Genomic DNA, 25,737 nt, shown 5'->3' with positions numbered 1-25,737 from the left:
CGGCAATATCGAGCAACCGGCGCGGCGCCCTGCCAAATGCTCCGCGCCAGCTCCCGTTCCTACCACCGCGCAACCGGGCAAATCCAACTGCCAGGGCGAACTCAGGACTGGATGGGACTCGGGGCAACGTCACCTCGGGTCCGCCAAAAGCACGGAAAGCCACCATGACCTCGATTTCTGCGCTCTCCTCCAATCACCACCGCTCATCACCGTTGCAACAATTACAAGACGAGCTGCAAGCGGAAGTCAGTTCCGGCACGATCGATGCGTCGGATCAGTCGGCGCTGTCGGCCGCGCTCAGCAGCATCGGCTCCGCGTTGCAGTCAACCGGTGCAAGCGATCAATCCGGCGGCGGGACATCTTCGCCCGACGCCTTCGCGTCGAAGATTAATGGCCTCATCCAGCAGCAAGTGTCGGCCGGCAAGTTGACGGACGAGCAGGCCACCGAGCTGCAAGGAATTTTCAAGGCGGCGCTCTCGCATGGACCGCACGGAGCGGGTGGACCGCCGCCGGACGGGCCACCGCCATCCGGTGAGCCTCCCTCGGTCAACGGCACGGACGACTCGTCAAGCGGCAATTCGACGGCGGAGCTGCTGCAACAGTTTCTCCAGCAGCTGAAAAGCTCGCTTGCGGACTCGACCTATAGCGCGACGAAAGCAGGCGATACGACCGATGCGAACGATCCGTCGTTGTCCGGCGTCCTGATCAACGATCGGATCTGATATCGGCAGCGCGCCGCGCTGACTCGATTCGCGCATCGAAACCAGGGCCCGCCATGAATGCGCGCCCTGGTCTCACGTTGGCTCAGCGAGCGATCAGTAGTCCCAGAAGACCGGCACCCAGCGGAAGGCGTCGCCGGCGACCGCCACATGGCCGACGGAGGGGAACGGCATGTGTGTTGCCACCAGCATCTCGCCGCTCGCGGCAATCTCTCGCAACAGACCGACCCGAACGCGCGCCGCCTCCTCGGGGTCGTGTTCGAAACCGTTGTGCCAGTCGGGTTGATCGAACCCGACGGCAAACACGGCGTCGCCGGCGAATGTCAGCCCGTCCCCGCCGGATGCCACGCGAACCACGCTGTGTCCGGGGGTGTGACCGCCGGTGCGACGAACGACGACGCCCGGCGCAACCTCGTGCTGCTCATCGAACTGCCGCAGCTGACTTCCGTACTCCTTGACGAACCGCTTAGCGGTCGCCCGAAGCGCGTCCGGGAAGCCCGGCGGCATGGCGGTGTGGGAGAAATCGGGCGCCTCCCAGAATTTGACCTCGGCGGCCGCCACGTGGATCCGCAGGTCTTTGCGCAGCCGCTCCTTCACCCCGTCGACGAGCAGTCCGCCAATGTGATCCATGTGCAAGTGGGTCAGCACCAGATCGGTCACGGACGAAAGATCGATGCCGGCGGCTTCCAGTCGCTTGATCAACTGGCCGGCGCGCGGCAAGTGCAGATCCGGGTCTGACCCCAGTCCAGCATCGATCAGGATGGTCTTGTCGCCGCTGCGGACCACGACCGCATTCAGCGCCCAGTCGAAAGCGTCCTGCGGGAGGAACATGTCGTGCAGCCAGGTCGCCCGGACGGCCGGGTCGGCATTGTGCGCCAGCATCGTGGTTGGCAGCGGCAGCACGCCGTCGCTGACCACCAGCACGTCGATTTCGCCGACCTTCAGCGCGTAGCGCGATGGAACGAGCTCTTCCGGCTTCGATGTCGCGGGGTATGAGGTGTTGTGCAGGTTCATGTTGGTCTCCTGTTTCAAGGTAGGGCTCCCGGCTGGTCTTGGTTGAGCAGGCCGCGCAGCCAGGGAGGTGCGGCCGTGATCGTTTCGTGCTTCTAGAGGCTCGTCACACGCTCCGGATCGGCCGACGCGAGCGCTGCGGCACGCTCGGCACGGGGCGGGTAGATCCAGACCGTGTTGATCTCCTGCTTGGTCTTCTTGGCGACGTCGCCGACCATCTCGACCTTGCGCTCCCAGCCGCGCGTGAACAGCGCGCCGGCTTCGCCGAGATCAAGGCACGTGACGTAGGCCTTCTGGTGATACGGCCTGGTCGGGACGCGCAGGAGTTCGGCGGCCGCGTTGTTGCCGGCAAAGGCGCCCATCCGCGTGGCGTGCTGGCACGACATCAGCGCGTAATTGCCCTCGTCGTCGCATGCGGCCCGCGCGGCATCGCCGGTGGCGAAGACGCCGGCGATGCCGGGCACGCGCAGATCGCGGTCCACCAGCAGCCGGCCGAAATTGTCGCGCTCGGCGGGAATCTGCGCTGTCAGGGGCGCGGCGCGAATGCCGGCTGCCCAGACCACCGTCTCGGTTTCGATGTGTTCGCCGGTCGACAGCGTCACGCCGGATTTGTCGAGCGAGGCAACGCCGGTGCCGAGCCTTGTCTCCACGCCGAGCTTGCGCAGCGCCTGCTCGATGACCGGGCGGGAGCCTTCGCCCATGTCGGGAGCGATTGCGCCGTTACGCTCGACGATGATCACGCGCGTCCTGGCGTTTTGTCCGAAGATGGCGCGCAGGCGTGCGGGCAGCTCGGTCGCCGCCTCGATGCCGGTGAAGCCGCCGCCGGCGACCACGACCGTGTCGCGTCCATTGACGGCCGGCCGGTCGGCGAGGCCATGCAGATGCTTGTCGAGAGCAACCGCGTCGTCGAGCGAGTCGACGCTGAAGCCGTGCTCGGCGAGGCCGGGAATGTTGGGTCGGAAGAGGCGGCTGCCGGTGGCGATCACCAGGCGGTCGTAGGACAGGGTCTTGCGGGTGCCTTTGGGAGTCGAGATCTGAACCGTCAGCGCCTCGGTGTTGACGGTCTCGGCGCTCCCCTGGATGTAGTCGACGTCGATCGCCTTGAGGACACCGAGCAGCGGCGCCGTCAGGGTTTCCGGCTTCGGCTCATAGAGCCGAGGGCGGACCACCAGCGTCGGCTCCGGTGCGATGAGCGCGATCTCGAGCTCTTCCGGTGAGACCCCCTGAATGTCGCGCAGGCGGGCGGCGGAGAGGGCGGCGTACATGCCGGCGAAGCCGGCGCCAATGATGAGCAGTCGCATGTGGTTCACTCCTGGATTTGGTTCTGGGGTTGTTGGTTCGAAACGCGCGCCATCGCCGCCGCTCGATGCGAGCAGAGCCTGTTGCGAGCGATGATGACGCGAAGAGGTGAGACGGAGACCGCCGGGCCTTTACGGCGCGGTGCAGTTCGGCAGCGAGGACAGCAGCGCAGGGCCTTCACATCCTGCGCGGCAGCTTCGCGGGCCCGATGGCCAGCCGCGCAGGGCGACCGGCAGCGCAGGTTTGTTGGTCCAGCCCCGATCGATCAGGATCGACGTCGAGACCTTGGCGTCTTGTGCGATCTGTGGCGGCGCCTCATCGGCCGTCGGCGAGGTGAAACGCACGGTCAGTGAAAGCCCGTACATGAGCGCCGTCGAGACGGCCTTCCGCCGTGGCGCGATTGCAAGCCGTTTCCTGTCCATCGTTTGTCTCCGTCCCCATGATGTGACGTTGCGATGTTTAGCCAATCGGATCGTCGGCTGCGCCAGAGCGATTGCCGTCCCTGTCGAGAGATTGCTGCTAACCCACGCGCCTGCGCCAATCGCTCGGCGCCTAGCCGGTTAGCGGCGCGGAGGCCCGGCGTATTTCCCGAAGCGGCAATGCCTTGTCCGATCCTGCTGCAATCAGGCGCACGTTTTCAAAAACGCACGATTGGGGCGGGCGGCGAGTTGTCGGAGAATTCAACGCCGGTCGGATGACGGTCCGGTCGTGGACCTGATATCGGCGATCCAGGCTAGTTCGACGACAATCCGGTCCTGCGCCTCAAATCCGTGATCGCGCGCAGAAAACTGTCGGCCGGCGTTGTCTCCGGATCGATCAGGCGGTGCAGGCGAAAGCCGTCTTCCAGCGCCAGCACGACGGAGGCCATCCACGGCGGATTCAGCGTGTCGTTCCTGCCGTTGCTCTTCAACGTGGCCTCGACGATGTCGGCGACCAGCTTGCGGCGCGCGCGCAGCCGCTTGGCAAGCTCCGGGCGGCGCTTCTCGGCGCGCGCGACGAACAGGATCATCTCCATGTGCAGAAGGGGCGAGCGGCCGAGCGGGTCTTGCCGGCTGCGATCCATCGTCTTCAGCGCCGCGATGAAATCGTCGAGATTGTCGTGCTGCGCGAGGATGTCGAGGTTGCGCCGGATCGACTGCTCGACGTGATCCTCGAGCATGGCGATGATCAATTCGTCCTTGCTCTTGAAGTTGGAATAGAACGCGCCGCGGGTGAAGCCCGCGGCGGCCGCGATCGCCTCGATGCTGGCGCCGCCGATGCCGTCCGCCTCGAACACGCGCGCGGCCGCCTCGAACAGTTTGTCGCGTGTGTGGTCCCTGGTCGGCCTGGTTCTCAGCCTTGACATCGGCGCAGGTTAGGGCAGAATGCAACTCGATACAACAATGTATCGAGTTTATAATCTTGGGGATGGTTACGCCGCGCGCGCAAGGGGCTGCCGGCGTATTCGTGTCATGCGGCAACCGATTGAGGTCACCATGAACGAGCAAGTGCAACCCGCAGGCGGACCGCTGTTCAACCCGCTGTCGCCGGACTTCATCCGCGATCCCTATCCGCACTATGACCGGCTGCGCACGATCGAGCCGATCCATGTGACGCCGTTCGGCCAGTTCGTCACCAGCCGCCACGCCGATGTCAGCCTCGTGATGCGCGACAAGCGCTTCGGCAAGGATTTTGTCGAGCGCTCCAAGCGCCGCTATAGCCCTGCCATCATGGACGAGCCGGTGTTCCGCAGCATGAGCCACTGGATGCTGCAATCCGATCCGCCCGACCACACCCGCCTGCGCGGCCTCGTCGTGAAGGCCTTCACCGCCCGTCGCGTCGAGGACATGCGGCCGCGGATCCAGGCGATCGTCGACCAGGCCATCGATGCGGTGATCGAGCGCGGCCACATGGACCTGATCGAGGATTTCGCCTTCCGCCTGCCGGTCACCATCATCTGCGACATGCTCGGAATCCCCGAGGATCATCGCGAGACCTTCTACAACAGCTCGCGCGATGGCGGGCGGCTGCTTGACCCCGTGCCCCTCACGCCGGAAGAGATCGCGAAGGGCAACGCCGGCAACATGATGGCGCAGATGTATTTCCAGCAGCTGTTCGAGCTGCGCCGCCGCAATCCCGGCGACGATCTCACCACCCAGCTGGTGCAGGCCGAGGAAGACGGCCACAAGCTCACCAACGAGGAATTGACCGCCAACATCATCCTGCTGTTCGGCGCCGGCCACGAGACCACCGTCAATCTGATCGGAAACGGCCTGCTCGCGCTGCACCGCAATCCGGATCAGCTCGCGCTCCTGAAGGCGCGGCCCGAGTTGATGGTCAACGCGATCGAGGAATTCTTGCGCTACGATTCCTCGGTGCAGATGACCGGACGCGTGGCGCTGGAGGACATCGCGGATCTCGGCGGCAAGAGCATCCCAAAGGGCGAGACCGTGCTGTGCCTGCTCGGCTCGGCCAACCGCGATCCGGCGGTCTACCCTGATCGCCCCGACAGGCTCGACGTCACCAGGCCCAACGTCAAGCCGCTGTCGTTCGGCGGCGGCATCCATTTCTGCCTGGGCGCCCAATTGGCGCGCATCGAGGCCGAAATCGCCATCGCGACGCTGTTGCGGCGGCTGCCGGATCTGCGCATCGACGACGTCGAGAACCCGGAATGGCGCCCGACGTTCGTGCTGCGCGGCCTGAAACGCCTGCCGGCGAGCTGGTGACGGCCGCCAGCGTTAACCTCCGCGCGCAACAGTCGCTGTGACTTCGCCACACTTCCCCTTATATAAGGGGCTGTTCCGGCGCGCCTGAGGCCCTCAGGTTCGGCCCGGGCCGATTTGGCCGAGGGGAGACCCGTGCAGACGACGCTGCTCGGATTGGCGATTGCCTTCATCATTGCGCTGCTGACCGCGCTGATCGGGCCTTACTTCATCGACTGGAACCAGTTCAGGCCCCAGTTCGAGGCGGAGGCGGGCACGATCATGGGCGTGCCGGTGCGGGTGGCGGGCGAGCTGGATGCACGGCTGCTGCCGGCGCCGACGCTGCGGCTGCGCTCGGTGACCTTCGGCGGCAACAACGATCTCGGCCGCCTGCGCGCCGACAAGCTCGACGTCGAGTTCAGCCTGAGCTCGCTGATGCGCGGCGAATGGCGCGCCACCGAGCTGACCGTCAACGGCATGGCGGTGGATCTCGGCCTGGATGCCAAGGGCCGGGTCGATTTGCCGTCCACCGCGAGCGGCACCTTCAATCTGGCCTCGCTTGCGATCGAACGGCTGAACCTCACCGGCCGCATCGCCCTGCACGATGCCGCCAGCCGCTCGACGCTGGAATTGAACGACATCACCTTTTCGGGCGACGTGCGCTCGCTGGCCGGCTCGGTCCGCGGCGACGGCAGTTTCACCGCCACCGGGGTGCGCTATCCGTTCCGCGTCTCCTCCGGCCCGAGCGCCGACGGCAGCGCCACCCGTCTCCACCTCAACATCGATCCCGGCGAGCGCGCGATCTTGGCCGATCTCGAAGGCGTGCTCGCCTTCGACAACCGCCTGCCGAAATTCGACGGCGCACTGACGCTCGCTGTGCCCCCTGTCAAGAAGGCGGGCACGGCGGGGCCGACACCCTGGAAGCTCACGGCAAAGCTCAAGGCCGATCCGGCCGGCGCCAAATTCGAGCAGATCGACGCGAGCTTCGGCGCCGAGGACAATGCGCTCAAGTTTGGTGGTGTCGGCGATGTCAGGTTCGGCGCCTCGCCGCTGCTGCGCGCGGTGCTGTCGGCGCGCCAGGTCGATGCCGACAAGCTGGCGGGCAAGGACGATGCCGAGCCGCAGCGCGTCCTGCCGGCCCTGCGCGCGGGCCTTGCGGCGATCCCGCAGGCGCCGATACCGGCGCAGATCGAGTTCAACTCCGACCAGATCATGCTGGGCGGGCGTCCGCTCCAGAACATCACGGCGGAGCTTCAGACCGACGGAAGGTCCTGGACTTTCCAGCGGCTCGAGCTGCGCGCGCCCGGCATGACGCAGCTCTCGCTCAACGGCGCAACGCCTGGCGCCGACAGCTTTAGCGGCCGGCTCAGCGTCGAGTCGTCCGACCCCGATACGCTGGTGGCCTGGCTCCAGGGCCGCAGCGAGATCAACCGTCGCAGCACGCGGCCGCTGCGCCTTGCCGGCGACGTGACCATCGCAGCCAACCATCTCGCCGTCGACAGGCTGAAGGCCGAGATCGAGGGCGGCGCGGTGGAGGGCCGCATCGCCTTCGTCCAGACCGGCGCGAGCAAGGGCTCGCGGATCGACGCCGAGCTCAAGGCCGACCGTCTCGACCTCGATGCCGCCGCAAGCTTCGTGCGCGCGCTCGCGGGGCCGCAGGGCGAATGGCCGGAGGAAGCCAGGCTCGCGCTCGATGTCGGCCGCGCGATGTCGGCCGGACAGGAGCTGCGACCGTTCACGGCGAAACTCGGCTACGGCCCCGCGGCGCTGTCGCTGGAGCAGTTGCGGTTTGGTCAGGCGAGCGGCGTGACCACCGAAGCGAGCGGCAGCTTCGACCGCGTTCATGCCACCGGCAAGCTCGCGCTGAAATCCTCGGCCAATTCGCTGCGCGAGCTCACCGCGCTGCTCGAGCCGATCGCGCCTTCGGTGCGCGCACGGTTCGACGCCATCCCGTCATTGCCCGGCGCGACGCGGCTGAAGCTCGACCTCAGCCTCGACAAGAACGCCGACCATGCCGATCGCAACGACGCGCGCGCCGTGCTCGATCTCGATGCGCCGCAGCTCAAGGCTACCGCGACGCTGGCCGGGCAGACGCCGGTCGCGGCGGTCAACGGCATCGACATCGACCGCTTGCGCAACAGCGACTTCACGCTGGACTCGAAAATTTCGACGCCGAAGGCCGGCGCATTGCTGGCGCTGCTGGGCCTCGATCGCGTCGCCGCCGTGGGCGAGGGCCCTTCGCAGTTCGAGGGCCGGTTGAGCGGCGCCTGGCGCCGGCCGTTGCAATTGAACGCAAAGCTCAGTGGCGGCGGGCTGGATGCGGATGCGCAAGGCAGCATCGAATTGTCGGACCCCAATTCGTTCCAGCCGAAGGCCAGCGTGAATTTGCGCGTGCGCAATGCCAATCTGGCGCCGCTGTTCGGGACCAGCCCGGCGGACAAGTCAGTGCAGAGCGTCAACCTGTCCTCGCGCGTCGGCCTCTCCGGCAACCGCCTGACCTTCGACGATCTCGACAGCAGTGCGGCCGGCTCGCATCTGCGCGGGCATCTCGCGGTGACGCTCGATCAGGAGAAGAGCGTCGATGGTGAAATCGGCCTCGACGCGCTCGATCTTGCGCCCGCGTTCGCAATGGCCATCGGCGCCGCCGGACATGATGCCGGTGATCCCCTGAGTGCGGGGCTGCTCGGCGGCTGGCGCGGCCGCATCGCCTTCCAGGCCTTGCGCGGCACGTTGCCTGACGGCATCGAGCTGCGCCCGGTCGGCGGCACGATCCGGAGCGATGGCCAGTCGCTCGCGCTCGACGCGCTCAAGGGCGGTGTCGGCGGCGGTGAGATGTCGGCGAGTTTCGACGCGCGCAATGGCGCCAATGGCGTTGCGCTGAATGCACGTATCGAGCTGCGCAATGTCGATGCGGCGGCGCTGCGCTACCGCGATCTCGCATTGCCCAAGGGACGCGCCTCGGTGCAGATGGCCCTGACCAGCCAGGGCCGCAGCGTTGCGGCGTTGACCGGTGCGCTCGCCGGCAATGGCACGGTGACGCTCGAGGCCGCGGAAATCAGCGGCCTCAATCCGCGCGCCTTCGAGATCGCCATCCGCGCCAGCGACGGCGGCCAGGTTGCCGACGACAACAGGCTGCGGCAGCTCGTCGAACCCGCGCTGTTGGCAGGTCCGATCGCGGTCGCCTCGGCGCAGATCCCGTTCACGATCCGCGACGGGCGCCTGCGCGTCGGCGCGACACCGCTGGAAGCCAAGAACGCGCGGGCCATCGTCTCCGGCGGCTACGATATTCCCGCCGACCAGGCCGACATCCGCGCCAGCCTGACGCCGATCATGACCGGACTTTCGGGCGCGCCGCCGGAGATCCAGTTGTTCGCGGCGGGTCCCCCCGACAGGCTCAACCGCACCGTCGATCTCGCGCCGCTGTCGTCCTGGCTCGCGGTGCGCACGATCGATCGCGAGACGCGCCGGCTGGACGCGATCGAGCGTGGCGAGCCGCCGCCGGCGACTGCGGCGCTGCCGACGCTGGTCTCGCCCGATCCGGTGCCCGAGCCGTCGCTGACCGACGTGCCGTTGCCCGGCCGCGATCCGCGCCGCGCGCCGCCGAAGCCAAAGGCCGCGCCGACGCCGAAGGCGCCGCTGGCCGCCCCTGCAGCGCCAAGTCCACTCACAAGCCCGCCGCTCGCGAGCCAGCAGATCGCCCCGCTGCCACCGCCGATCGAGGTGAGGCCGGCGCCGGGCCCGCCGCCCGCAAAACCCAAGCCGAAGCCACCGCTGGTGCTGACGCCGTCGAATCCGTGAACGCGGCAGCCTGTTCGGCAAGCGCTGGCCCTTGCCCGCCGGTAAACCCATTCCCGCGCATTTTAACGAATTTTGCTCGGCAAAACTGATCTGCCGACTTTACTGGATTCTCGCGTTTGATCTCTAGTGTCGGTTCCCAGAGGAATTCGGCGTCCTGCCAGCACAAGCAGGATGGCTAACCAAGAACTGGGGTAACGAGATGAACGGGGCGAAATCGCTTCTGCAGGATCTGGACGACGCGATCGCGCGCGGCACCGACGAGAGCCGGGCGAAGGCGTTGTGGCATGCGACCGACATCCTGATCACCGGCCGCTACAGCGACGACGAGATCAGCATGTTCGGCGAGGTCATCGGGCGGCTCGCCGACGAGATCGAGGTCGCCGCGCGGGCGCAGCTCTCCGAGCTGATGTCGGCCTGCGACCACGCTCCGCTCAATGTCATCGAAAAGCTCGCCCTCGACGACGAGATCGACGTGGCCGGTCCGGTGCTGCGCGACTCCAGCCGTATCGACGAGAAGATGCTGGTCGAGAGCGCCATGACCAAGGGCCAGGCGCATCTGCTTGCGATCGCCCAGCGCAGGTCGATCGGCGAAGCCGTCACCGACGTGCTGGTCAAGCGCGGCGACCAGGAGGTCGTGACCTCCGTCGCCAAAAACGAGGGCGCGCGCTTCTCCGGCTCGGGCCTGCTGCACATGGTCCGGCGCGCCGAGGGTGACTCGATCCTCGCCGAGCAGCTCGGCCTGCGCAAGGACGTCCCGCGCCACATCTTCCAGCAGCTCATTTCCAAGGCGTCGGAAGACGTCCGCCGCCGCCTCGCGAGCGAGCGGCCCGAAATGATGTCGCAGATCCAGAGCTCGGTGACCGACGTCACCGGCGATCTCCAGTCCAAGTTCGGTCCGTCCTCGCGCAGCTATTTCGTCGCCAAGCGCGTGGTGACGACGCAGTACCGCCAGGGCAACCTCAACCAGGACTCGATCTCGAACTATGCGCGCCAGCACCGTTTCGACGAGGTGCAGATCGGCCTGTCGCTGTTGTCGTCGCTTCCGGTCGACGTGATCGAGCGCGCGATGATGGACCGCAATCGCGAGATACTTCTGGTGCTGTGCAAGGCGCTCGACTTCTCGTGGGACACGACCATGTCGCTGCTGTTCCTCGGCGCCAAGGATCATCTGATCACGGCGCGCGAGCTCCATGACAGCGAGCGCGAGTTCGGCAAGCTCAAGATCGAGACGTCGCGCAGCATTCTGAAGTTCTACCAGTCGCGCAAGACCGGCGCGGGTGCCGATACGGGCCGTCAGCCCGAACTCCAGGTGCACTGAGCGAGAGGGGAGTATTTGCAATGTTGCCTCAATTCGGCACCGCAATTCGCAAGAACAAGAGCCTGCCCGTCGATGCCGGCGGTTCGGCTCCCGAGAAGGCTTCCGTCGACGCCGCCTGGCTCGTGCTCGAAGCCGCCAACGATCTCGGCGATCACGCCGCGATCGCGGCCTGCCGCCGCGTCATCGACGCCGAACTCAACGGCACCGTGGCGGGCAGCGCGGATATCGATCTCGTGCTCGGTTATTTCAGGTAGCGACGATCACCCGCGTCTAGTGCGCCATCGCGATTTCGCCGGACACTTGCTCGCGCCTTGCATCGATGCGTAGCAGCACGACTACGACTGCGCCCACCAGCGCGCAACCCGCCAGCAACAGAAGACCTGCGGTAAAACTGCCGGTTAAATCCTTCAGGTAGCCCATTGCGTAAGGACCGGCGAAACCGGAAAGATTTCCAAGCGAGTTGATCGCGGCGATGCCGGCGGCAGCCGATGCTCCCGTTAGAAAGCTCGCCGGCAGCGGCCAAAACATCGGGGGGACCGCGGAGACGCCGATCTGTGCGAAGCAAAGCAATGCCATGACAAGGACGGAGTTGGAAACGAGGCCTGCCACTCCGATCCCCACCGCTGCCATCAACAGTGCCGCGGCGACGTGACCCTTTCGTTCCATGGTCCGATCGGAATGACGACCAAGCAGCACCATGCCCGCGGCCCCGAAAATAAAGGGCAGCGCTGCGAGCAGGCCGGTCTGGGTATCGCTGACGCCAAAACCCTTGATGATGGTTGGCAGGAAGAACGCCACGCCATAACTTGCAGCATTCAGGCAGAAGTACACCAGAGCGCACAACAAAATGCGGTAATCGGTGAGCGCCTGCCCCAATGACAGGTGTTCGACCTTCTCCTTGTTCCGCTTCTCGGTGGCCTGCACGTCTTCCAGCCAGGCAATCTCGTCTTGTTGCAGCCAGCGGGCCTGGCGCGGAAAATCGGTCAGATAGAGCAGGACGCAGATGCCTACCACGACCGAGGGCAGCGCCTCGAGAATGAACAGCCACTGCCAGCCTTCCAATCCCCAACCGGTCACGCCGAGCAGAAGCCCGGAGATGGGCGATCCGATGATGGACGAAATCGGGATCGCCAGCATGAACAGGCTGATGACCCGAGCCCGGTAAACCGCCGGGAACCACAGGGTCAGATAGAAGATGATGCCTGGAAAGAATCCCGCCTCGCAGGCGCCGAGCAGCAAACGAAGAGAGTAGAAGACGCCCGTTGTCGGTAGTCCCGTTGCTGCCGATATCGATGGGATGAATGCGAAGGCCGCCGAGACGATTCCCCACGTAATCATGATGCGGGCGATCCAGACGCGCGCGCCGACTCGTTCCAGGAAGATGTTGGAGGGGACTTCAAACAGGAAATACCCGACGAAGAACAAGCCCGCGCCCAGTCCGAACGCTGCTTCACTTAAACCCAGCGCCTGGTTCATGTGCAGCTTGGCAAAGCCGACATTGACGCGGTCAAGATAGGCCACGAAATAGCAGACGATCAGGAACGGTATAAGCCGCCACATAACCTTGCCAATGACACGCTTCTCGACGTCTTGCATGGCAAGGCCTCCCGTTTGATCACCGGAACCCGCTCAACATCCGGGCGGCGTTGCGAAACAATGACGGGTACGAACGATGAGTGCAAACGGCATTTTGACGTTCAAGCCAAAGTGACAGTCGTGCTGTCATGCTCGAAGCTGGACGAGGGACGAAGCACGCGACACGCTCCATCTAACGCTCGCGGGGCGGCCGAGGCATCGGCCGCCCGCCATGATGATCGCGAACATCATCTTATTTTGCCATCGCAGTCATCGCCAGCTTCTCGACCTCCTGTTGGACGAACACCAAGCGCCGGAATGTCTACGCGTTCGCGCCGCCGTCGACGGTCAAGGTCGAGCCGGTGATGTATTTTGCCTTCGCGCTCGCCAGGAACGCCACCGCGTTCGCGATGTCATCCGTCGCGCCGTACCGGCCGAGCGCCATGAACTGCTTCAATGTCTCGGCGGTCGGGCCGTGCGCCGGATTCATGTCGGTGTCGATCGAGCCCGGTGCCACGAGGTTGACCGTGACGTCCCTCGGGCCAAGCTCCCGCGCCAGCGCCTTCGTGAATGCGGTTAGCGCCGACTTCGACGCCGCGTACACGCCGAGCGCCGGCGAGGGCACGCGGTCCGCGAAATAGCTGCCGATGGTGATGATGCGGCCGCCCTTGCCAAGGTGCGGCAGCGCCGCCTTGCTCGCGGCGATCGGCGAACGCACGTTGACGTTCAGCATCGCGTCGATGTCGGCGAGCGAGATGTCGTTGAGGCCGCCCAATCGCAGAATGCCGGCATTGTTGACCAGGATGTCGAGCCCGCCCAGCTCCTTGACGGTCTTGTCGACCGAAGCCTGAACGGCAGCGACATCGGCGCTGTCGGCCTGGATCGCTACGGCTTTCCGGCCCGTCGCCTTGATCGCGTCCACGACCTTGGCGGCGATCTCCGCCGACTTCTCGTAAGTAATCGCGACATCGGCGCCTTCCGCGGCGAGCGCCTTCGCGATGGCCGCACCGATACCCCTGCTTGCGCCCGTCACCAGGGCCCGTTTTCCTGCCAGTGTCATGTGATCTCTCCAATTCTGTAATGATCGACACAGAATATGTGGAGTCTTGATTGCCGCGGTCAAGTGAATTATGTGTTGATCATTACAGAAAGACGGGCGATGGCAGGTCGGCCACGGGAATTTGATCGCGACGCGGCGTTGGAGGCCGCCATGCTGCTGTTTTGGCGCAAGGGCTTTGCGGCAGCCTCGATGCACGACCTCTGCCACGCCATGGGCGTCAGCTCGCCCAGCCTCTATGCGGCCTTCGAAAGCAAGGAGGCACTCTACCTTGCCGCGATCGAGCATTACGTCGAGACCCAGGGCCAGCCGGTCTGGGACCGGCTTGCGGAAGGCGCGACCGCGCGCGCCGGCATCGAGAATCTGCTGATCGGGGCGGCCGAGACCCTGCCGAAATCCCGGAGAGCGCCGGCCGGCTGCATGGCCGTGCTGGGCGCCGTCAGCGACGAATGGCCGGCCACCATTGCCCGCGAGATCAAGAAGGTCCGGCTCGACATGCTTGGCAATTTGCGCGGGCGGCTGGAGGCTGCGGTCGCGAGCGGCGAACTGCCTGCCGCAACCGACATCGATGCGCTGAGCCGGTTCTACCTCAGCGTCTTCGAAGGCATGGCGATCCAGGCCAAGGACGACGCGACGCCTGAGGAGTTGAGAGGCGTAGCGAAGGCGGCCATGGCGATGTGGCCGGGCGAGCGGTAGCTCGCGGCCTGTACGATGGGTAGAGCGCAGCGAGACCCATCGTTCCATCCAGGCGTGTTGATGGGTTTCGCTCCGCTCTATCCATCGTACGAGCTGGGTCGAGAGATTGATCTATCTCAAGACCGCATCCGAAACGCGGGCCCAGCTTACATTCGGAAGGCAGCGATACGTCCAGACAGGCGGGAGGTGAAGCATGTACCGGCATATTCTCATTCCGACAGATGGGTCGGAGCTAGCGGAGCACGGAGTGGCGCATGGGTTGGCGCTGGCGAAATCCCTTGGAGCCAAGGTATCTCTAATCTTCGTTGTGGAGCCGTTTTCAGAAATGACAGGGCGGTTCCGTGAAGCAGTCGCAACATATGCCGAGCTGCGCAAGGAACAGGCCACGAGCGCGTTGGATCGCGCGGCAAATGCGGCCAAGGAGGCCGGCGTTTCCTGCGAACCGATTCAAGTGGAGAACGGGCAACCCCATCAAGCCATCATCGCAGCAGCCGAGAATAAAGGTTGCGATCTCATCGTGATGTCATCCCATGGCCGCAGCGGACTCTCCATGCTTCTCATCGGTAGCGTGACAAACAAGGTGCTGGCACAGGCGAAAACTCCCGTACTGATTTGTCCGTGAATGTGCGGATCTGCTGACAGAGTTCTCGCTCGCCGCGAGGACTAGAAAACTCAACGGCCGCATAAACCGCCTTGTCTGCTTTCGTCATCTGCGGGCCTTACCTGCCGGTCAGGCCTTGTCGGCCCGGCACCCGGGTAGCCGGTGACAGTGCACTTAACTCGAAGCAGGAGACCCCGTGCGCATCAATTGAATGCACTGTCACCGCAATTGCGGCGACGGCTAGAGCCTGTCGATCCGAAATGCGCGAGTCTCGACCGCGGCGCGAACACGCGCGTTGCACGCAGCTGTGATCGTGGAACCCCGCCGCGGATGTAACGACAGACGCTCCCCTCCGAATAGCCCGTAGCGGACGCTTCGTTCGCCAATAGATGGATGCGCAATCCGGGGAGAAATCGTCGCATGATGGGATTCAACGTCGCGGAGAATGGTGGAGGCTCTTATCGTCCGCTCGCCATTCTGCGCTGGGTCATGGTGGTCATATTCGTATCGTTTGGAATGCAGAAATTCACACTGCAATCCGCACAGGGTATCGCCCAGTTCATCAGCCACAGCCCGTTCATCTCCTGGCTGTCGGTATTCGGCCTGAGGGGCGAGGCCTATGTTCTCGGTGTCGCCGAATTCGTGATCGCGGCGCTGCTCGTGGCAGGCAGCTTCAGTCCGGTCTTGTCGGCGCTGGGTTCGTTCATGGGCACGATGACCTTCGCGATCACGTGGTCGTTCTTCTTCACGACGCCGGGCGTCGTCACATGGAGCCTTTCAACCGATCCGATGGCGTGGAATCTGGCCGGCGAGTTCCTGTTCAAGGACATCGTCCTGCTGTGTGTGTGCGTTGTGCTGTTTCTCGCTTCGTTGCCGCAGTCGGTTGTCCGGCTCCGCACCGGCTGAGCGTAAAGCGGCTTTGCGATAGCCCGTAGGACGGGGAGAGCACAGCGAAACCCATCACGCTTCAACGCGCCCGGAAGCAAGGATGGGTTTCGCTTCGCTCTACCCATCCTGCGAGACGCATCTCACCGCCGAGCGCGGTAAATCACGACATCATTGCCATGACGCGTCGTGCTCTTCTCGAGGATGTAATTGGCCTTCTCCAGCACGCGGCGGGATGCGCCGTTGCTGACATAGACAAGGCCGATGAGAGACGGCAGTTCGTGGTGCGACAGCCCAATGTCCGTCAGCGCGATTGCGACCTCGCTCGCAAATCCGCGGCCCCAGAACTCGCGCTTAAATGCGTAGGCAATCTCGATCTCGTCGATGTCGTCCACGAGGATGTGCCGGATGCCCGCTCGCCCGGCGAAGGCGCCGTCCTTCGTTCGCAGCACCCACAGCCCAAAACCGTGCTGGTCCCAATGCGCCATGTTGGTCGCGAGATAGGTCTTGGTGACCTCGGGTGCACGCACGCCGCCGAGATAGCGGGACACCTCGGCATCGAGATGCAGCGTGACGAGGTCGTCGAGGTGGTCTTCGCGAAGCCTCTCGGCGGTCAATCTGTCGGTGCTGAAGCGGTCCATGGAGACTGATAGCCGCTTTGGAGGCCGGTCGTCGATCGCTTTCGCGATGCGACACCGCACGCGTCAGCAGCGGCTGGACCGCTTGGACTCCATGTCGCGCCCGGGTTCTGCCTTTGCCGCGCTGAGCGCCGCGGCCAGCTCGTCGATATGGTAGGGTTTCGGCAGAATCTGCAGACCGGCCAATTCGGCGTCGTGAACTGCGGCTTCGGAGTATCCGCTGGTCAGAAGCACGGGTATGTCGCTTCGCCTTCTCTTGATCTCCCGCGCCAGCTCGACCCCATTCATGCCACCGGGCATCATGACATCGGAAAAGACGAGGTCGACGGCGCGGCCGTCCGCCAGGGCACCGAGCGCGGCCGCGCCACTCGCCGCGTGCGTGACCTCGTAACCGAGCTGGCCCAGCATCTCGCTCACCAGTGCGGCAACCTCGTCATCGTCCTCGACCAGAAGGATGCGGCCATGATTGCTCTTCTTCGGCCGCACCATGTTGAGATCGATCAGGTGTCGCTCCCTGGAAGGAATGCTGAGCGACCGCGGCAAATAGAGTTCGATGCTGGAGCCTCGGCCGACTTCCGATCGAATGCGGACCGTCCCCCGTGACTGCGTCGCGAATCCATGGACCTGGGCGAGCCCGAGCCCCGAGCCCTTTCCGACCTCCTTGGTCGTGAAGAATGGTTCGAAAACGCGTGACAGGATCTCCGGACTCATGCCGACACCGGTATCGACGACGGACAGGCGCACATAGTCTCCGGCGATCTGCTCGTCATTCAGATTGGGCAGATTTTCCCCGCGCACGAGAATCGTGCCGCCATTGGGCATGGCGTCGCGGGCGTTGACGGCGAGGTTGAGGATCACGAGTTCGAGCTCGCCGGGATCGACCTCCACCGGCCAGAGCGTGTCCGGAAAATCGAACTCGACATGGACGTCGCCTCTCAGGCTTCGATCGAGCAATTCGCGCATGCCGCCCATCTGTGAGGCTACGTCGACAGGCTCCGGCCGGAGCGTCTGCCGGCGGGAGAACGCGAGAAGCTGCCTGGTCAGGCTGGCCCCGCGCTGGGCGGCCTGGACCATCCCGTCCATGAGCCGGCGACGACGGTCCGGATCGGTCTGGCGGTCGAGCATGTCGAGGCCGCCGGAGATCACCATCAGCAGATTGTTGAAGTCGTGCGCCACCCCGCCGGTCAGCTGTCCGATGGCTTCGATCTTCTGGGCTTGCCGAAGCGTCTCCTCGACCCGGGCACGCTCGTCCATCTCGACGCGCAATTGCTCGACGGCTTCCGCAAGGGCCCGCGTGCGCTCGACCACCAGCGTCTCGAGCTCCTGAGCCGCCTGTTCGCGCGCCGCGAACAGAGCCCGGATTTCGTATTGGCGCCGCCGCGCGCGCAGTGCCGATTGAACGGCGCTAGTCAGCGTCATTGGCTGAACCGGCCGCTCGAGCAGCGAGACGTTACGGAGAAGCGCGACAATGCTGCGGCGCCAGGCAAGGACGGCCGGCTGCTCGCGATGGCTGGTCAGGACGACGAAGGGCAGGTCGGACCAGGGCGGTTGGCTCTCGATCCATTGTGCCAGCGGCGAGGTGTCTTTCCCGAACAGAGCTTCCTCGGCAACGAAAACGGCGCCGACGCCGGCTGCCATCTCGCTGACGAGTTCGGGCAGACTGCGGCAGCTGGTCGCTTCCAGGTGCGAACTCCGGAACAGCTCGGCGGAGGCAAGTCCGTCGCGCCCGATCGGAGCAAAGACGAGAACATGGTGATCTCGCTCAACGCTCATTCAACCGACCCTTCGGGCTTAGGTGCCCCGGTATAATGCGGATTGCCGGAAAAGATGCCGCTGAACTCCCTCAGGGGCGGGCCGAGCGTGATGCCGGCGCTGCTAAGCCGAAATTCCCGGATGGTATGCTCGTGTCGGCCGCTGCGCTTCTTGACGACAGACAGAGCGCGCCGCACCGTTCCGCCGACCTCGAAATAGCGCAGCATGACCACGGAATCGCTGAGATAGCTGATGTCGAGAGGCGTATCCATCGGACCGACGAGGCCATGCTGGGCGAGGACCAGGATGGTCAGCACACCCTGCTGCCCCAGGTAGCTCAAGAGTTCGTGCATCTGCAGGATGAGAAATCGCTCGTCGGGCATCGCGGCCAGATAGCCGTTCAGACTGTCGATGATGACGAGGCGGGCATTGTCGGCCTCGACGCTCTTTCGCACGTTTGCGGCGAACTCACCCGGCGACAGCTCGGCGGGATCGATCTGCTGAAACCGGACAAGCCCCGAATCGACGTGTTCTTGCAGGTGCAGGCCAAGTGTCCGGGCGCGCGCTTCGACCGTGCCGCGGCCTTCATCGAACGCGAAGAACACCGCGTGCTCGCCACGTTCGGCCGCCGCGATCGCGTAGGTGAGCGCAACCGATGATTTGCCCACGCCGGCGGCGCCGATGAGCAGCGCATTGGTGCCGCGCTCGAGGCCGCCTCCCAGGAGCTGGTCGAGCTCGGCGTTGCCGCTCGGGGTGAAGTCGCCGACGAAGGTCTTGTGATGTTCGGCCGCCACCAGGCGGGGGAATATCTGCAGGCCGCCTCGCTCGATCGTGAAATCGTGAAACCCGCCGCGAAACCGGATGCCGCGCATCTTGATCACGCGGAGCCGGCGCCGCTCGGCGCCGTAATCGATCGCGACCTGTTCGAGCATCACCACGCCGTGCGCAATGGAATGGAGCTGCAAATCGTCCTGAGATGACGAAAGATCGTCGAGCAGGACCACTGTGCAATTGCGGTTGGTGAAAAAATGTTTCAGGGCCAGCACCTGGCGCCTGTAACGAAGCGGGTTCTGGGCAAGCAGGCGCAGTTCGGACAGGCTGTCGAGCACGACGCGGTTGGGATTGACCCGCTCGACTTCCCTGAAGATCAGGCCGGTCGTCTCGCTCAGCTCCATTTCGGCGGGATGAAACACCGTGAGCTCGCGCTCCGGATCGAGCGTCGTCTCCGGCGGAACCAGTTCGAAGATGTCGATGCCGTCCAGCGTCCAGCCGTGCCGCTGCGCCACGACGTCCAGCTCGCGCTTGGTTTCGGACAGCGAAATATAGAGCACGCGCTCTCCGTCCCGCACCCCCCTCAGCAGGAACTGAAGCGCGATGGTGGTCTTGCCCGTGCCGGGCTGCCCCTCGTAGAGATACATCCGGTTGGCGTCGAAGCCGCCACCCAGGATGTCGTCCAGCCCGGCGCTGCCGGTCGATATTCTGGACAGCTCTCGGGGCGCACTGTCCGTAACAGTGCTGGATGGACTGCTCATTGATCCCCTTTGACGCTTCGAGAGAAGGGCGCCACCGCCCCTGCGCGAGTCCCAGGGCTCGCGCCCGGTTAAGCCGAACGGCCTTGGAACGAACTCTCAGATCGGCGCCGGGTTCCCTGCTGATGGGGTGGCGGTCGGCCCTGATCACGGCGCCGATCCAGCCCGAAGACGGTATCGCATCGCCATTCGCGGGACGGAGAAGGTCGGGAGCCGGATGTCACTGAAGCCGATGATGCCATCGTGCTCCTGTGTTGCCCGACGGGTCAACCGACCCTCAGTTCGCGACCCGGCGCGTCAAGCGTTCGCAGTCAAGTCGCTGCTTGATCTGAATCAAACAGGCGGATGACAGCCGCACCACAACGCGAGTCCAGGGACTGGTGACATGTTGGTGTGCGCAATGAGTCCGACCTGGTACGTCACCTTCGAAGTGCAACGGCGAGGCGTTCTGCCGAGACAACGAAGTCCGCGCGAGACGAAGACCTTCGCGACTGAGCATGAAGCCAAGCTGTTTGCGCGCGCCAAGCGCGATGAGGGACTTTCCGTCTTTGCAGGCACGATCAACCCGCACCTGCCGAAGCGGGTGATCCCATCCTCCGGCATCGGCGCGTGGCTTGCTGACGAACAGGACGGTGCTGGAGCGCACGGCACTTCAAAGACTGACTAAGCACTCTTCTGTGCATAGCGATGGCGTTTGAGTGTTGCCATTTTGGTACGGGCCCAAAATCCCCTCGCGCGTAAACTTCAGGATGTTCGCAAGCTTTATGCACGCCAGCCTGCATTAGGGCTCGCTTCTGACGAAAGAAATTTGAGCAAAGGGGACGAAACGATGAAAAAGCTTTCGATCGCGGCGATCGGCTTCGCGGCGCTGAGCATGGCGGCTCCGGCCATGGCGGCCGATATGGCCGTCAAGGCGCCGCCGCCGGCACCGGTGGTGGCGGTTTACAACTGGACCGGATTTTACATCGGCGCCAACGGAGGCTGGGGGCAGAGCCACGGTTGCGTCGATTTGATAACGCCCGCAGGCAACGTCGCAAGTGGTTGCGCCGATCGCTCCGGAGGCCTCGTCGGTGGACAGATCGGGTATCGCTGGCAGACCAATCAGTTCGTGCTCGGCCTGGAAGCTCAGGGTGATTGGGCCGAGATCAAGAACACACGCGTCAGCGTGATCGATCCGTTTATCTCGACCACGGGCAAGACCGATGCGATCGGGCTGTTCACGGCTCAGCTCGGTTGGGCATGGAACGCCTCACTGCTCTACGTGAAGGGCGGCGCCGCCGTGACGCGCAATCGCTTTGACATCTTCAACAATGTCACCGGCGTCGGCCTCGCCTCGGCAGGTCACACGCGCTGGGGCGGTGCCCTGGGTGTCGGCTGGGAGTATGGCTTCAGCCCGAACTGGACGGTCGGTGTCGAATACGACCACCTCTGGATGGGGCGTGACAACACCTCCTTCGCAGGCGTGGTCACACCCGGTGGGTTCACCCTCACCGGCAGCGGTGTCACCCAGGATATCGACATGGTCACGGTTCGCGTGAACTATCGCTTCGGCGGTTATGGTGCTGGTTATGGTGCTCGCTACTGAGCCTGTGTCTTCCCAGTGACTTCAGGCCCCGGCATGGACCGGGGCCTTTTTCATGGGAAGCGCGAAAACGCGAGGATGTCCGCCGCTTCCGGCGTCAGTTCCGACGGTCGAACCCGGCGAGTTGTTGTCTGTCCAAGAGCACGATGTGACGCTGGTTCTTGTCGATGAAACCGAGGATCCCAAGCGCGCGCAAATGCGAGAGAGATCGCGAGACGGTCTCGAGCGTCATACCGAGATAATCCGCGATGTCACGCCTCGACATCGGCAGCGCGAGGACGCCTGCGGCCGTGAGCCGCCTGTCCATTTCGATCAGAAAGGCAGCAACCCGCTCCAGCGACGTCTTGCGTCCAAGCAGCAGCATGTGGTCCTCGGCATGCCGGAGATTCGTCGTGGTCATATGGAGCAGGCTTCCGGCCAAGGTGCCGTCGCTCCCGGCAACAGCGTCGAGGCTCTCCCGCCTGATCAGCCGCACGGTCGTGTCCGTCACCGCTTCCGTCGTGAAGCGATGGACACCGCCATTCGTCAGCCCGAAGGTGTCGCCGGGAACATGAAACGCATTGATCTGCCGGCGCCCGTCGGACAGCAGCTTGTAGCTTCGTACTGTGCCTGACTTGACCTGGTAGATGTATTCGGCGGGCTCCTTCTCGCCGTAGATCTCGCTGTCGCGCCTGTAGGTGAATTCGCGCAGGCTGACCACCGGATTCGAGGCGGCGGTCATTCCGAGTTCGCTAAGAGAATGCGGGCGGGGAAGGGAGACCGGGGTTGCGTGCATCAGCATTGGACCAACTCCTCAATCTCATAGCGATCGGGTTCGTCAGTCGCGGAGCATGTGCTGAAACGGGGACAGTGTCGCGCGGCTCTTGTTGTTCCTGATATCGAGCTTGTTCGAAAGCGGGACGAGTGACTATCGTCCTAAGGTTCATTGTACCAACGGACAGGACGAGGTTTGGCATGTCGCGATACGCCGCCTTGATCTAGCGCAACGTGAGGCCTCGTAAGGTTTCCATGCTTCGATGGCTGGACTTCACCAGCTCACGGAGACAACTATGGATGCAAGACGACTTACTGCGGCAGCAGCCGCATTCGTGTGTGCGGCCTCGTGCCCCCTGCCTTAGATCCGTTGATTTTCGTTGGGACCGCGCGCGCCCAATTGGGTTTGATGTTCGCAGCCAGAAGGCAGGTTGGCGCGCAGCATCCGACGGAACTTAAATCAGGAGATGAAGATGACCCGCCTGCTTTTCGCAATTCTATCGGTTAGCTCAATTCTGGTGTCGGCAGCCTCGATCTCGTCCGCGGCCGAACGCCAGTATCGCCATGGCAACGTCGCCCCGGGTGTTCCTAATAGCTACTGCTTGCAGGGGCGGATCTGGGGATACCCAGGCAATTGCCAATTCGCGACCTATGAGCAGTGCATGGCAACCGCTTCAGGGATCAGTGCCTATTGCGGCGTCAATCCGAGCTACGCCTTCGCGCATCAGTATGACCCTCGCGGTCAGTGGTATCCGCGCTAGCGGATCTCTATCCCGATCCTGATCCCGGTCTTGGCAATTCTTCGACGATACCATTGTGCCAGTGTTTTGCCCGACGGTGCAACCGGCGCGCATTAGTCCTTGGCCCGGGTGGTTTTTGCAAATGCGTAAGCCATTGATTTCACAACCCACGTCTACTGTGCATGGGGTTGTTTTCGCAGTTTTGGTTTGAGGGGGCCTTATCCCGCCCCTAACGCGACCGCGACGTTGTAGGTCAGGAGGCTCGCGGCATAGGCGAGCACCAGCATGTAGAAGAAGGTCACGGCCATCCAGGTCCAGCTTCCGGTCTCGCGCCGGATCACGGCGAGCGTGGATGCGCATTGCGGGGCGAAGATGTACCAGGCCAGCATCGACAGCGCGGTCGCGAGCGACCATTTCGTCGCCAACACCTGGCCGATCTGCTCGGCCGCTTCCTTGCCGCCTTCGATCGCATAGACGGTGCCGAGGGCTGCGACCGCGACCTCGCGCGCCGCCATGCCCGGGATCAGCGCGACCGCGATCTGCCAGTTGAAGCCGACGGGGGCGAGCAGGGGCTCGAGCGCCTTGCCGATGATCGCGGCCAGGCTGAAGTCGATCGCCGGCTCGGTGGCGCCCGCGGGCGGCTGCGGGAACGAGGCCAGAAACCAGATCAGCACCATCATCGAGAAGATCGTGGTGCCGGCGCGGTGCAGGAACATTTTCGCCCGCGTGTAGACGCCGATCGCGATCGATTTCAGCCGCGGCATCTTGTAGTCCGGCAGCTCCAGCATGAACGGCGCCGGCGCATAGTCGCGCAGCATGAAGAATTTGATCAGGAACGAGACGACCAGCGCGCTGGTGATGCCGGCGGCGTAGAGGCCGAACATCACGAGGCCCTGGAGGTTAATGAAGCCCCAGACGTCCCTGGCCGGAATGAAGGCCGAGATGATCAGCGTATAGACGGGAATGCGCGCCGAGCAGGTCATCAGCGGCGCGATCAGGATCGTGGTCAGCCGGTCGCGCTTGTTGTCGATCACGCGCGTCGCCATGATGCCGGGAATGGCGCAGGCAAAGCTCGACAGCAGCGGAATGAAGGCGCGGCCGTGCAGGCCGGCGCCGCCCATGATGCGGTCCATCAGGAACGCGGCGCGCGCCATGTAGCCGAAGTCTTCCAGCAGCAGGATGAACAGGAAGATGATGATGATCTGCGGCAGGAACACGATGACGCTGCCGACGCCTGAGATCACGCCGTTCTGAAGGAAGCTCTGCAGCAGGCCGGCGGGCAGGGTGGCGTGCACGAATTCGCCGAGCGCGTCGAAGCCGTTGTTGAGCAGGTCCATCAGCGGCTGCGCCCAGGCGAACACCGCCTGGAACATCACGAACAGGATGAGAGCGAGCACGATCAGGCCGCCGACCGGATGCAGCACAACGGCATCGATCCGCGCGGTCCAGGTGTCGGGCCGGCTTGGCAGGCTGACGCAGTCGGCGATGATGCGGTCGGCCTCGCGCTGGGTGGCGCGCAGCTCGGCGACGCTGAGCGCGCGCCAGCTGTTCTCCCGCGGCTCCGCGGCGAGTTTCGCCGAGATCTCGTCCGTCAGCGCCAACAGGTCGGCCGTGCCGCTCTTGCGCACCGCGATCGAGGTGACCACGGGCACGCCGAGCTCCTTGGCGAGCCGCTCCACGTCGACGGTGATGCCGCGCCGGCTCGCGATGTCGAACATGTTGAGCACGAGGATCATCGGCCGGCCGGTGCGCTTCAGCTCCAGCAGCAGGCGGATGGTCAGGCGCAGATTGGTCGAGTCGGCCACGCACAGCACGAGGTCGGGCACGGTCTCGCCGGACGCCTTGCCGAGCACGAAGTCGCGGGTGATCTCCTCGTCCGGGCTGCGGCCGCGCAGCGAGTAGGTGCCGGGGAGGTCGACCACCGAGACCTGGCGTCCCAGGGGCGTAACGAAGAAGCCTTCCTTGCGCTCGACGGTGACGCCGGGATAGTTCGCGACCTTCTGTCGGCTGCCGGTCAGCGCGTTGAACAGCGACGTCTTGCCGCTGTTCGGCGTGCCCACCAGGGCGAGATGCAGCAGAGGAGCTTCCATGGGATCAGATTTCCGGTCGCTATCTAGGCGACAATGATGGCCATGGCTTCACGACGGCGGACCGCGATCGTGATGTTGTCGACACGGACGGCGATCGGGTCGCGCCCGACCAGGCCCTCGTGCAGGACCTCGACCCGGGCGCCCTCGACGAAGCCGAGCTCGATCAGCCGGCTCTCGAGCTCGATGTCCGAGAGCGCCGAGCCGGCATCCCCGGCAGAAAGGTGTTGGATGACGCCGATATAGCCGCGCTGGGCCAGGCCCAGCGGCATCCGCGAACGCGTGTCATTGGTGTCGGTCATGCCCTGTATTTTCAACGCAGGGCAGTGAGGTCAAGCGCGCGGGTCGGCTGAAACTGCACCTTAGAGTGATTTTAAAGTGCAGAACCGTGAGGCGCCGTTGGAGGACGCCCAACGGCTACTGGGCCGGGACCTTTTCCGGCTGGATGGCGGCCATGGCGCGGCTCTTGAAGTAGTCGAGGACGAACAGGCGGATCGCCGAGGACAGATTGCCCTGCTGGCGGTTGCCGTCGATCTCGCCGACCAGCTCGGACAGCGTCATGTTGCGCAGGCCCGAGATCTCCTTCATGCCGTTCCAGAACGCCTCTTCCAGGCTGACGCTGGTCTTGTGGCCGGCGACCACGATCGACCGTTTCACCACGGGCGACTTCATGACTGATCCTCGCGATCGATCTGATGCTGGTCCAGATGCGCCTTCGCCTGGTCCGCGCGCGTCTCCTCCGCCGACCGCTCCGCCTTCGTGCGGCCGAACTTCGCCCGGTTGACGTCCGCCTGCTTCGCCGTGGCTTCCCGCTCGGCGCGCTTCCTGAAACGATTCAGGTTGATGACGTTCCCCATGCCGCGTCTCCATCATCCGCTCCTCTTCTGGCAGGATGAAACATTCAGAAACTGGGTGCCGTGTTGCGCCCTATGAGACTTGATCGCCATTCGCTCGTCCTCGTCAATTGGCCCCTCGGGCCATCAAACGATGAATTAGCCCCGTCAAAGGGCAGAGAG

At 64.4% G+C, this 25,737-nt stretch carries 25 protein-coding genes; 11 read left to right on the top strand and 14 right to left on the bottom strand.

Annotated elements, in window-relative coordinates; genetic code table 11:
• The first annotated feature begins 164 nt into the window (after window positions 1–164).
• On the top strand, window positions 165–722 hold the full coding sequence (locus AB7535_RS27195; protein WP_085399748.1) for a hypothetical protein: 558 nt from the start codon (window positions 165–167) through the stop codon (window positions 720–722).
• Window positions 723–815: 93 nt separating this feature from the next.
• On the opposite strand, the gene AB7535_RS27190 is transcribed toward AB7535_RS27195, so the two are convergent.
• From AB7535_RS27190 to AB7535_RS27175, 4 genes are all read right to left on the bottom strand, one after another.
• Window positions 816–1,733, bottom strand: coding sequence for an MBL fold metallo-hydrolase (locus AB7535_RS27190; protein ID WP_041953298.1), 918 nt, complete (start codon window positions 1,731–1,733; stop codon window positions 816–818).
• 92 nt (window positions 1,734–1,825) lie between these two features.
• Window positions 1,826–3,031, bottom strand: coding sequence for an NAD(P)/FAD-dependent oxidoreductase (locus tag AB7535_RS27185; protein ID WP_135214118.1), 1,206 nt, complete (start codon window positions 3,029–3,031; stop codon window positions 1,826–1,828).
• A gap of 129 nt (window positions 3,032–3,160) precedes the next feature.
• Window positions 3,161–3,451 (bottom strand): hypothetical protein, encoded by a 291-nt coding sequence (locus AB7535_RS27180; RefSeq protein WP_071910478.1) that lies wholly within the window; start codon window positions 3,449–3,451, stop codon window positions 3,161–3,163.
• A 311-nt stretch (window positions 3,452–3,762) separates the two neighbouring features.
• Complete coding sequence (locus tag AB7535_RS27175; protein ID WP_085399746.1) at window positions 3,763–4,374, bottom strand: TetR/AcrR family transcriptional regulator; 612 nt, start codon at window positions 4,372–4,374, stop codon at window positions 3,763–3,765.
• A 130-nt stretch (window positions 4,375–4,504) separates the two neighbouring features.
• Here AB7535_RS27175 and AB7535_RS27170 point away from each other — a divergent pair, with 130 nt between their 5' ends.
• The 4 genes from AB7535_RS27170 to AB7535_RS27155 all read left to right on the top strand — a co-directional run bounded on the left by AB7535_RS27170 (window position 4,505) and on the right by AB7535_RS27155 (window position 11,080).
• Entirely contained in the window at window positions 4,505–5,734 is a 1,230-nt protein-coding gene (locus AB7535_RS27170) for a cytochrome P450 (protein WP_085399745.1), read from the top strand.
• 132 nt (window positions 5,735–5,866) lie between these two features.
• A complete protein-coding gene (locus AB7535_RS27165; RefSeq protein ID WP_439037383.1) occupies window positions 5,867–9,508 on the top strand; it encodes an AsmA family protein in 3,642 nt (1,213 codons plus the stop codon).
• Between the two features lie 199 nt (window positions 9,509–9,707).
• Window positions 9,708–10,826: a DUF2336 domain-containing protein gene (locus tag AB7535_RS27160; RefSeq protein ID WP_085399743.1), complete on the top strand. Its 1,119-nt coding sequence runs from the start codon at window positions 9,708–9,710 to the stop codon at window positions 10,824–10,826.
• Between the two features lie 20 nt (window positions 10,827–10,846).
• Entirely contained in the window at window positions 10,847–11,080 is a 234-nt protein-coding gene (locus tag AB7535_RS27155; protein ID WP_063981598.1) for a hypothetical protein, read from the top strand.
• A 16-nt stretch (window positions 11,081–11,096) separates the two neighbouring features.
• Here the strand turns inward: AB7535_RS27155 and AB7535_RS27150 are convergent, their stop codons facing one another.
• Both AB7535_RS27150 and AB7535_RS27145 read right to left on the bottom strand, forming a co-directional pair.
• Window positions 11,097–12,422 (bottom strand): MFS transporter, encoded by a 1,326-nt coding sequence (locus AB7535_RS27150; protein WP_085399742.1) that lies wholly within the window; start codon window positions 12,420–12,422, stop codon window positions 11,097–11,099.
• Between the two features lie 301 nt (window positions 12,423–12,723).
• On the bottom strand, window positions 12,724–13,461 hold the full coding sequence (locus tag AB7535_RS27145) for a 3-oxoacyl-ACP reductase family protein (RefSeq protein WP_085399741.1): 738 nt from the start codon (window positions 13,459–13,461) through the stop codon (window positions 12,724–12,726).
• A gap of 150 nt (window positions 13,462–13,611) precedes the next feature.
• On the opposite strand from AB7535_RS27145, the gene AB7535_RS27140 reads away from it, so the two are divergent.
• From AB7535_RS27140 to AB7535_RS27130, 3 genes are all read left to right on the top strand, one after another.
• Entirely contained in the window at window positions 13,612–14,154 is a 543-nt protein-coding gene (locus AB7535_RS27140) for a TetR/AcrR family transcriptional regulator (RefSeq protein ID WP_244623078.1), read from the top strand.
• A gap of 193 nt (window positions 14,155–14,347) precedes the next feature.
• Window positions 14,348–14,776 carry a universal stress protein gene (locus AB7535_RS27135; protein ID WP_063981602.1) on the top strand — a complete coding sequence of 143 codons (429 nt, stop codon included), beginning with the start codon at window positions 14,348–14,350 and terminating at the stop codon, window positions 14,774–14,776.
• 399 nt (window positions 14,777–15,175) lie between these two features.
• Window positions 15,176–15,661 carry a YkgB family protein gene (locus AB7535_RS27130; RefSeq protein ID WP_439037382.1) on the top strand — a complete coding sequence of 162 codons (486 nt, stop codon included), beginning with the start codon at window positions 15,176–15,178 and terminating at the stop codon, window positions 15,659–15,661.
• Window positions 15,662–15,783: 122 nt separating this feature from the next.
• Here the strand turns inward: AB7535_RS27130 and AB7535_RS27125 are convergent, their stop codons facing one another.
• From AB7535_RS27125 to AB7535_RS27115, 3 genes are all read right to left on the bottom strand, one after another.
• Window positions 15,784–16,281, bottom strand: coding sequence for a GNAT family N-acetyltransferase (locus AB7535_RS27125; RefSeq protein ID WP_085399738.1), 498 nt, complete (start codon window positions 16,279–16,281; stop codon window positions 15,784–15,786).
• A gap of 63 nt (window positions 16,282–16,344) precedes the next feature.
• Window positions 16,345–18,051 carry a response regulator gene (locus AB7535_RS27120; RefSeq protein WP_085399737.1) on the bottom strand — a complete coding sequence of 569 codons (1,707 nt, stop codon included), beginning with the start codon at window positions 18,049–18,051 and terminating at the stop codon, window positions 16,345–16,347.
• Window positions 18,048–19,562 (bottom strand): ATPase domain-containing protein, encoded by a 1,515-nt coding sequence (locus tag AB7535_RS27115; RefSeq protein ID WP_063981606.1) that lies wholly within the window; start codon window positions 19,560–19,562, stop codon window positions 18,048–18,050. Before AB7535_RS27115 ends, AB7535_RS27120 begins: the two co-directional genes overlap by 4 nt.
• A 397-nt stretch (window positions 19,563–19,959) precedes the next feature.
• Between AB7535_RS27115 and AB7535_RS27110 the strand changes: the two genes are divergently transcribed.
• Together AB7535_RS27110 and AB7535_RS27105 are read left to right on the top strand one after the other, a co-directional pair.
• Window positions 19,960–20,226 (top strand): hypothetical protein, encoded by a 267-nt coding sequence (locus AB7535_RS27110; RefSeq protein WP_063981607.1) that lies wholly within the window; start codon window positions 19,960–19,962, stop codon window positions 20,224–20,226.
• Between the two features lie 162 nt (window positions 20,227–20,388).
• Window positions 20,389–21,144, top strand: coding sequence for an outer membrane protein (locus tag AB7535_RS27105; protein ID WP_085399736.1), 756 nt, complete (start codon window positions 20,389–20,391; stop codon window positions 21,142–21,144).
• 94 nt (window positions 21,145–21,238) lie between these two features.
• Here AB7535_RS27105 and AB7535_RS27100 read toward each other — a convergent pair whose 3' ends face one another.
• Entirely contained in the window at window positions 21,239–21,862 is a 624-nt protein-coding gene (locus tag AB7535_RS27100) for a helix-turn-helix domain-containing protein (protein ID WP_244623079.1), read from the bottom strand.
• A 505-nt stretch (window positions 21,863–22,367) separates the two neighbouring features.
• On the opposite strand from AB7535_RS27100, the gene AB7535_RS27095 reads away from it, so the two are divergent.
• A complete protein-coding gene (locus AB7535_RS27095) occupies window positions 22,368–22,655 on the top strand; it encodes a DUF3551 domain-containing protein (RefSeq protein WP_080586562.1) in 288 nt (95 codons plus the stop codon).
• Window positions 22,656–22,852: 197 nt separating this feature from the next.
• Here AB7535_RS27095 and feoB read toward each other — a convergent pair whose 3' ends face one another.
• From feoB to AB7535_RS27075, 4 genes are all read right to left on the bottom strand, one after another.
• The gene (gene feoB / locus AB7535_RS27090; protein ID WP_085399734.1) at window positions 22,853–24,724 is read right to left on the bottom strand and encodes a ferrous iron transporter B; all 1,872 of its coding nucleotides are present in this window, start codon (window positions 24,722–24,724) and stop codon (window positions 22,853–22,855) included.
• A 23-nt stretch (window positions 24,725–24,747) separates the two neighbouring features.
• Window positions 24,748–25,023 carry a FeoA family protein gene (locus tag AB7535_RS27085; protein ID WP_014493043.1) on the bottom strand — a complete coding sequence of 92 codons (276 nt, stop codon included), beginning with the start codon at window positions 25,021–25,023 and terminating at the stop codon, window positions 24,748–24,750.
• Between the two features lie 115 nt (window positions 25,024–25,138).
• Window positions 25,139–25,393: a ribbon-helix-helix domain-containing protein gene (locus tag AB7535_RS27080; RefSeq protein ID WP_014493044.1), complete on the bottom strand. Its 255-nt coding sequence runs from the start codon at window positions 25,391–25,393 to the stop codon at window positions 25,139–25,141.
• Window positions 25,390–25,578 carry a DUF4169 family protein gene (locus tag AB7535_RS27075; protein ID WP_063981611.1) on the bottom strand — a complete coding sequence of 63 codons (189 nt, stop codon included), beginning with the start codon at window positions 25,576–25,578 and terminating at the stop codon, window positions 25,390–25,392. Before AB7535_RS27075 ends, AB7535_RS27080 begins: the two co-directional genes overlap by 4 nt.
• Between the last annotated feature and the right edge of the window lie 159 nt (window positions 25,579–25,737).

Source organism: Bradyrhizobium sp. 956_D2_N1_4 (assembly GCF_052076025.1).
In the GTDB taxonomy this organism is placed as follows: domain Bacteria; phylum Pseudomonadota; class Alphaproteobacteria; order Rhizobiales; family Xanthobacteraceae; genus Bradyrhizobium; species Bradyrhizobium barranii.
This window is presented reverse-complemented; position numbering and strand designations above follow the sequence as displayed.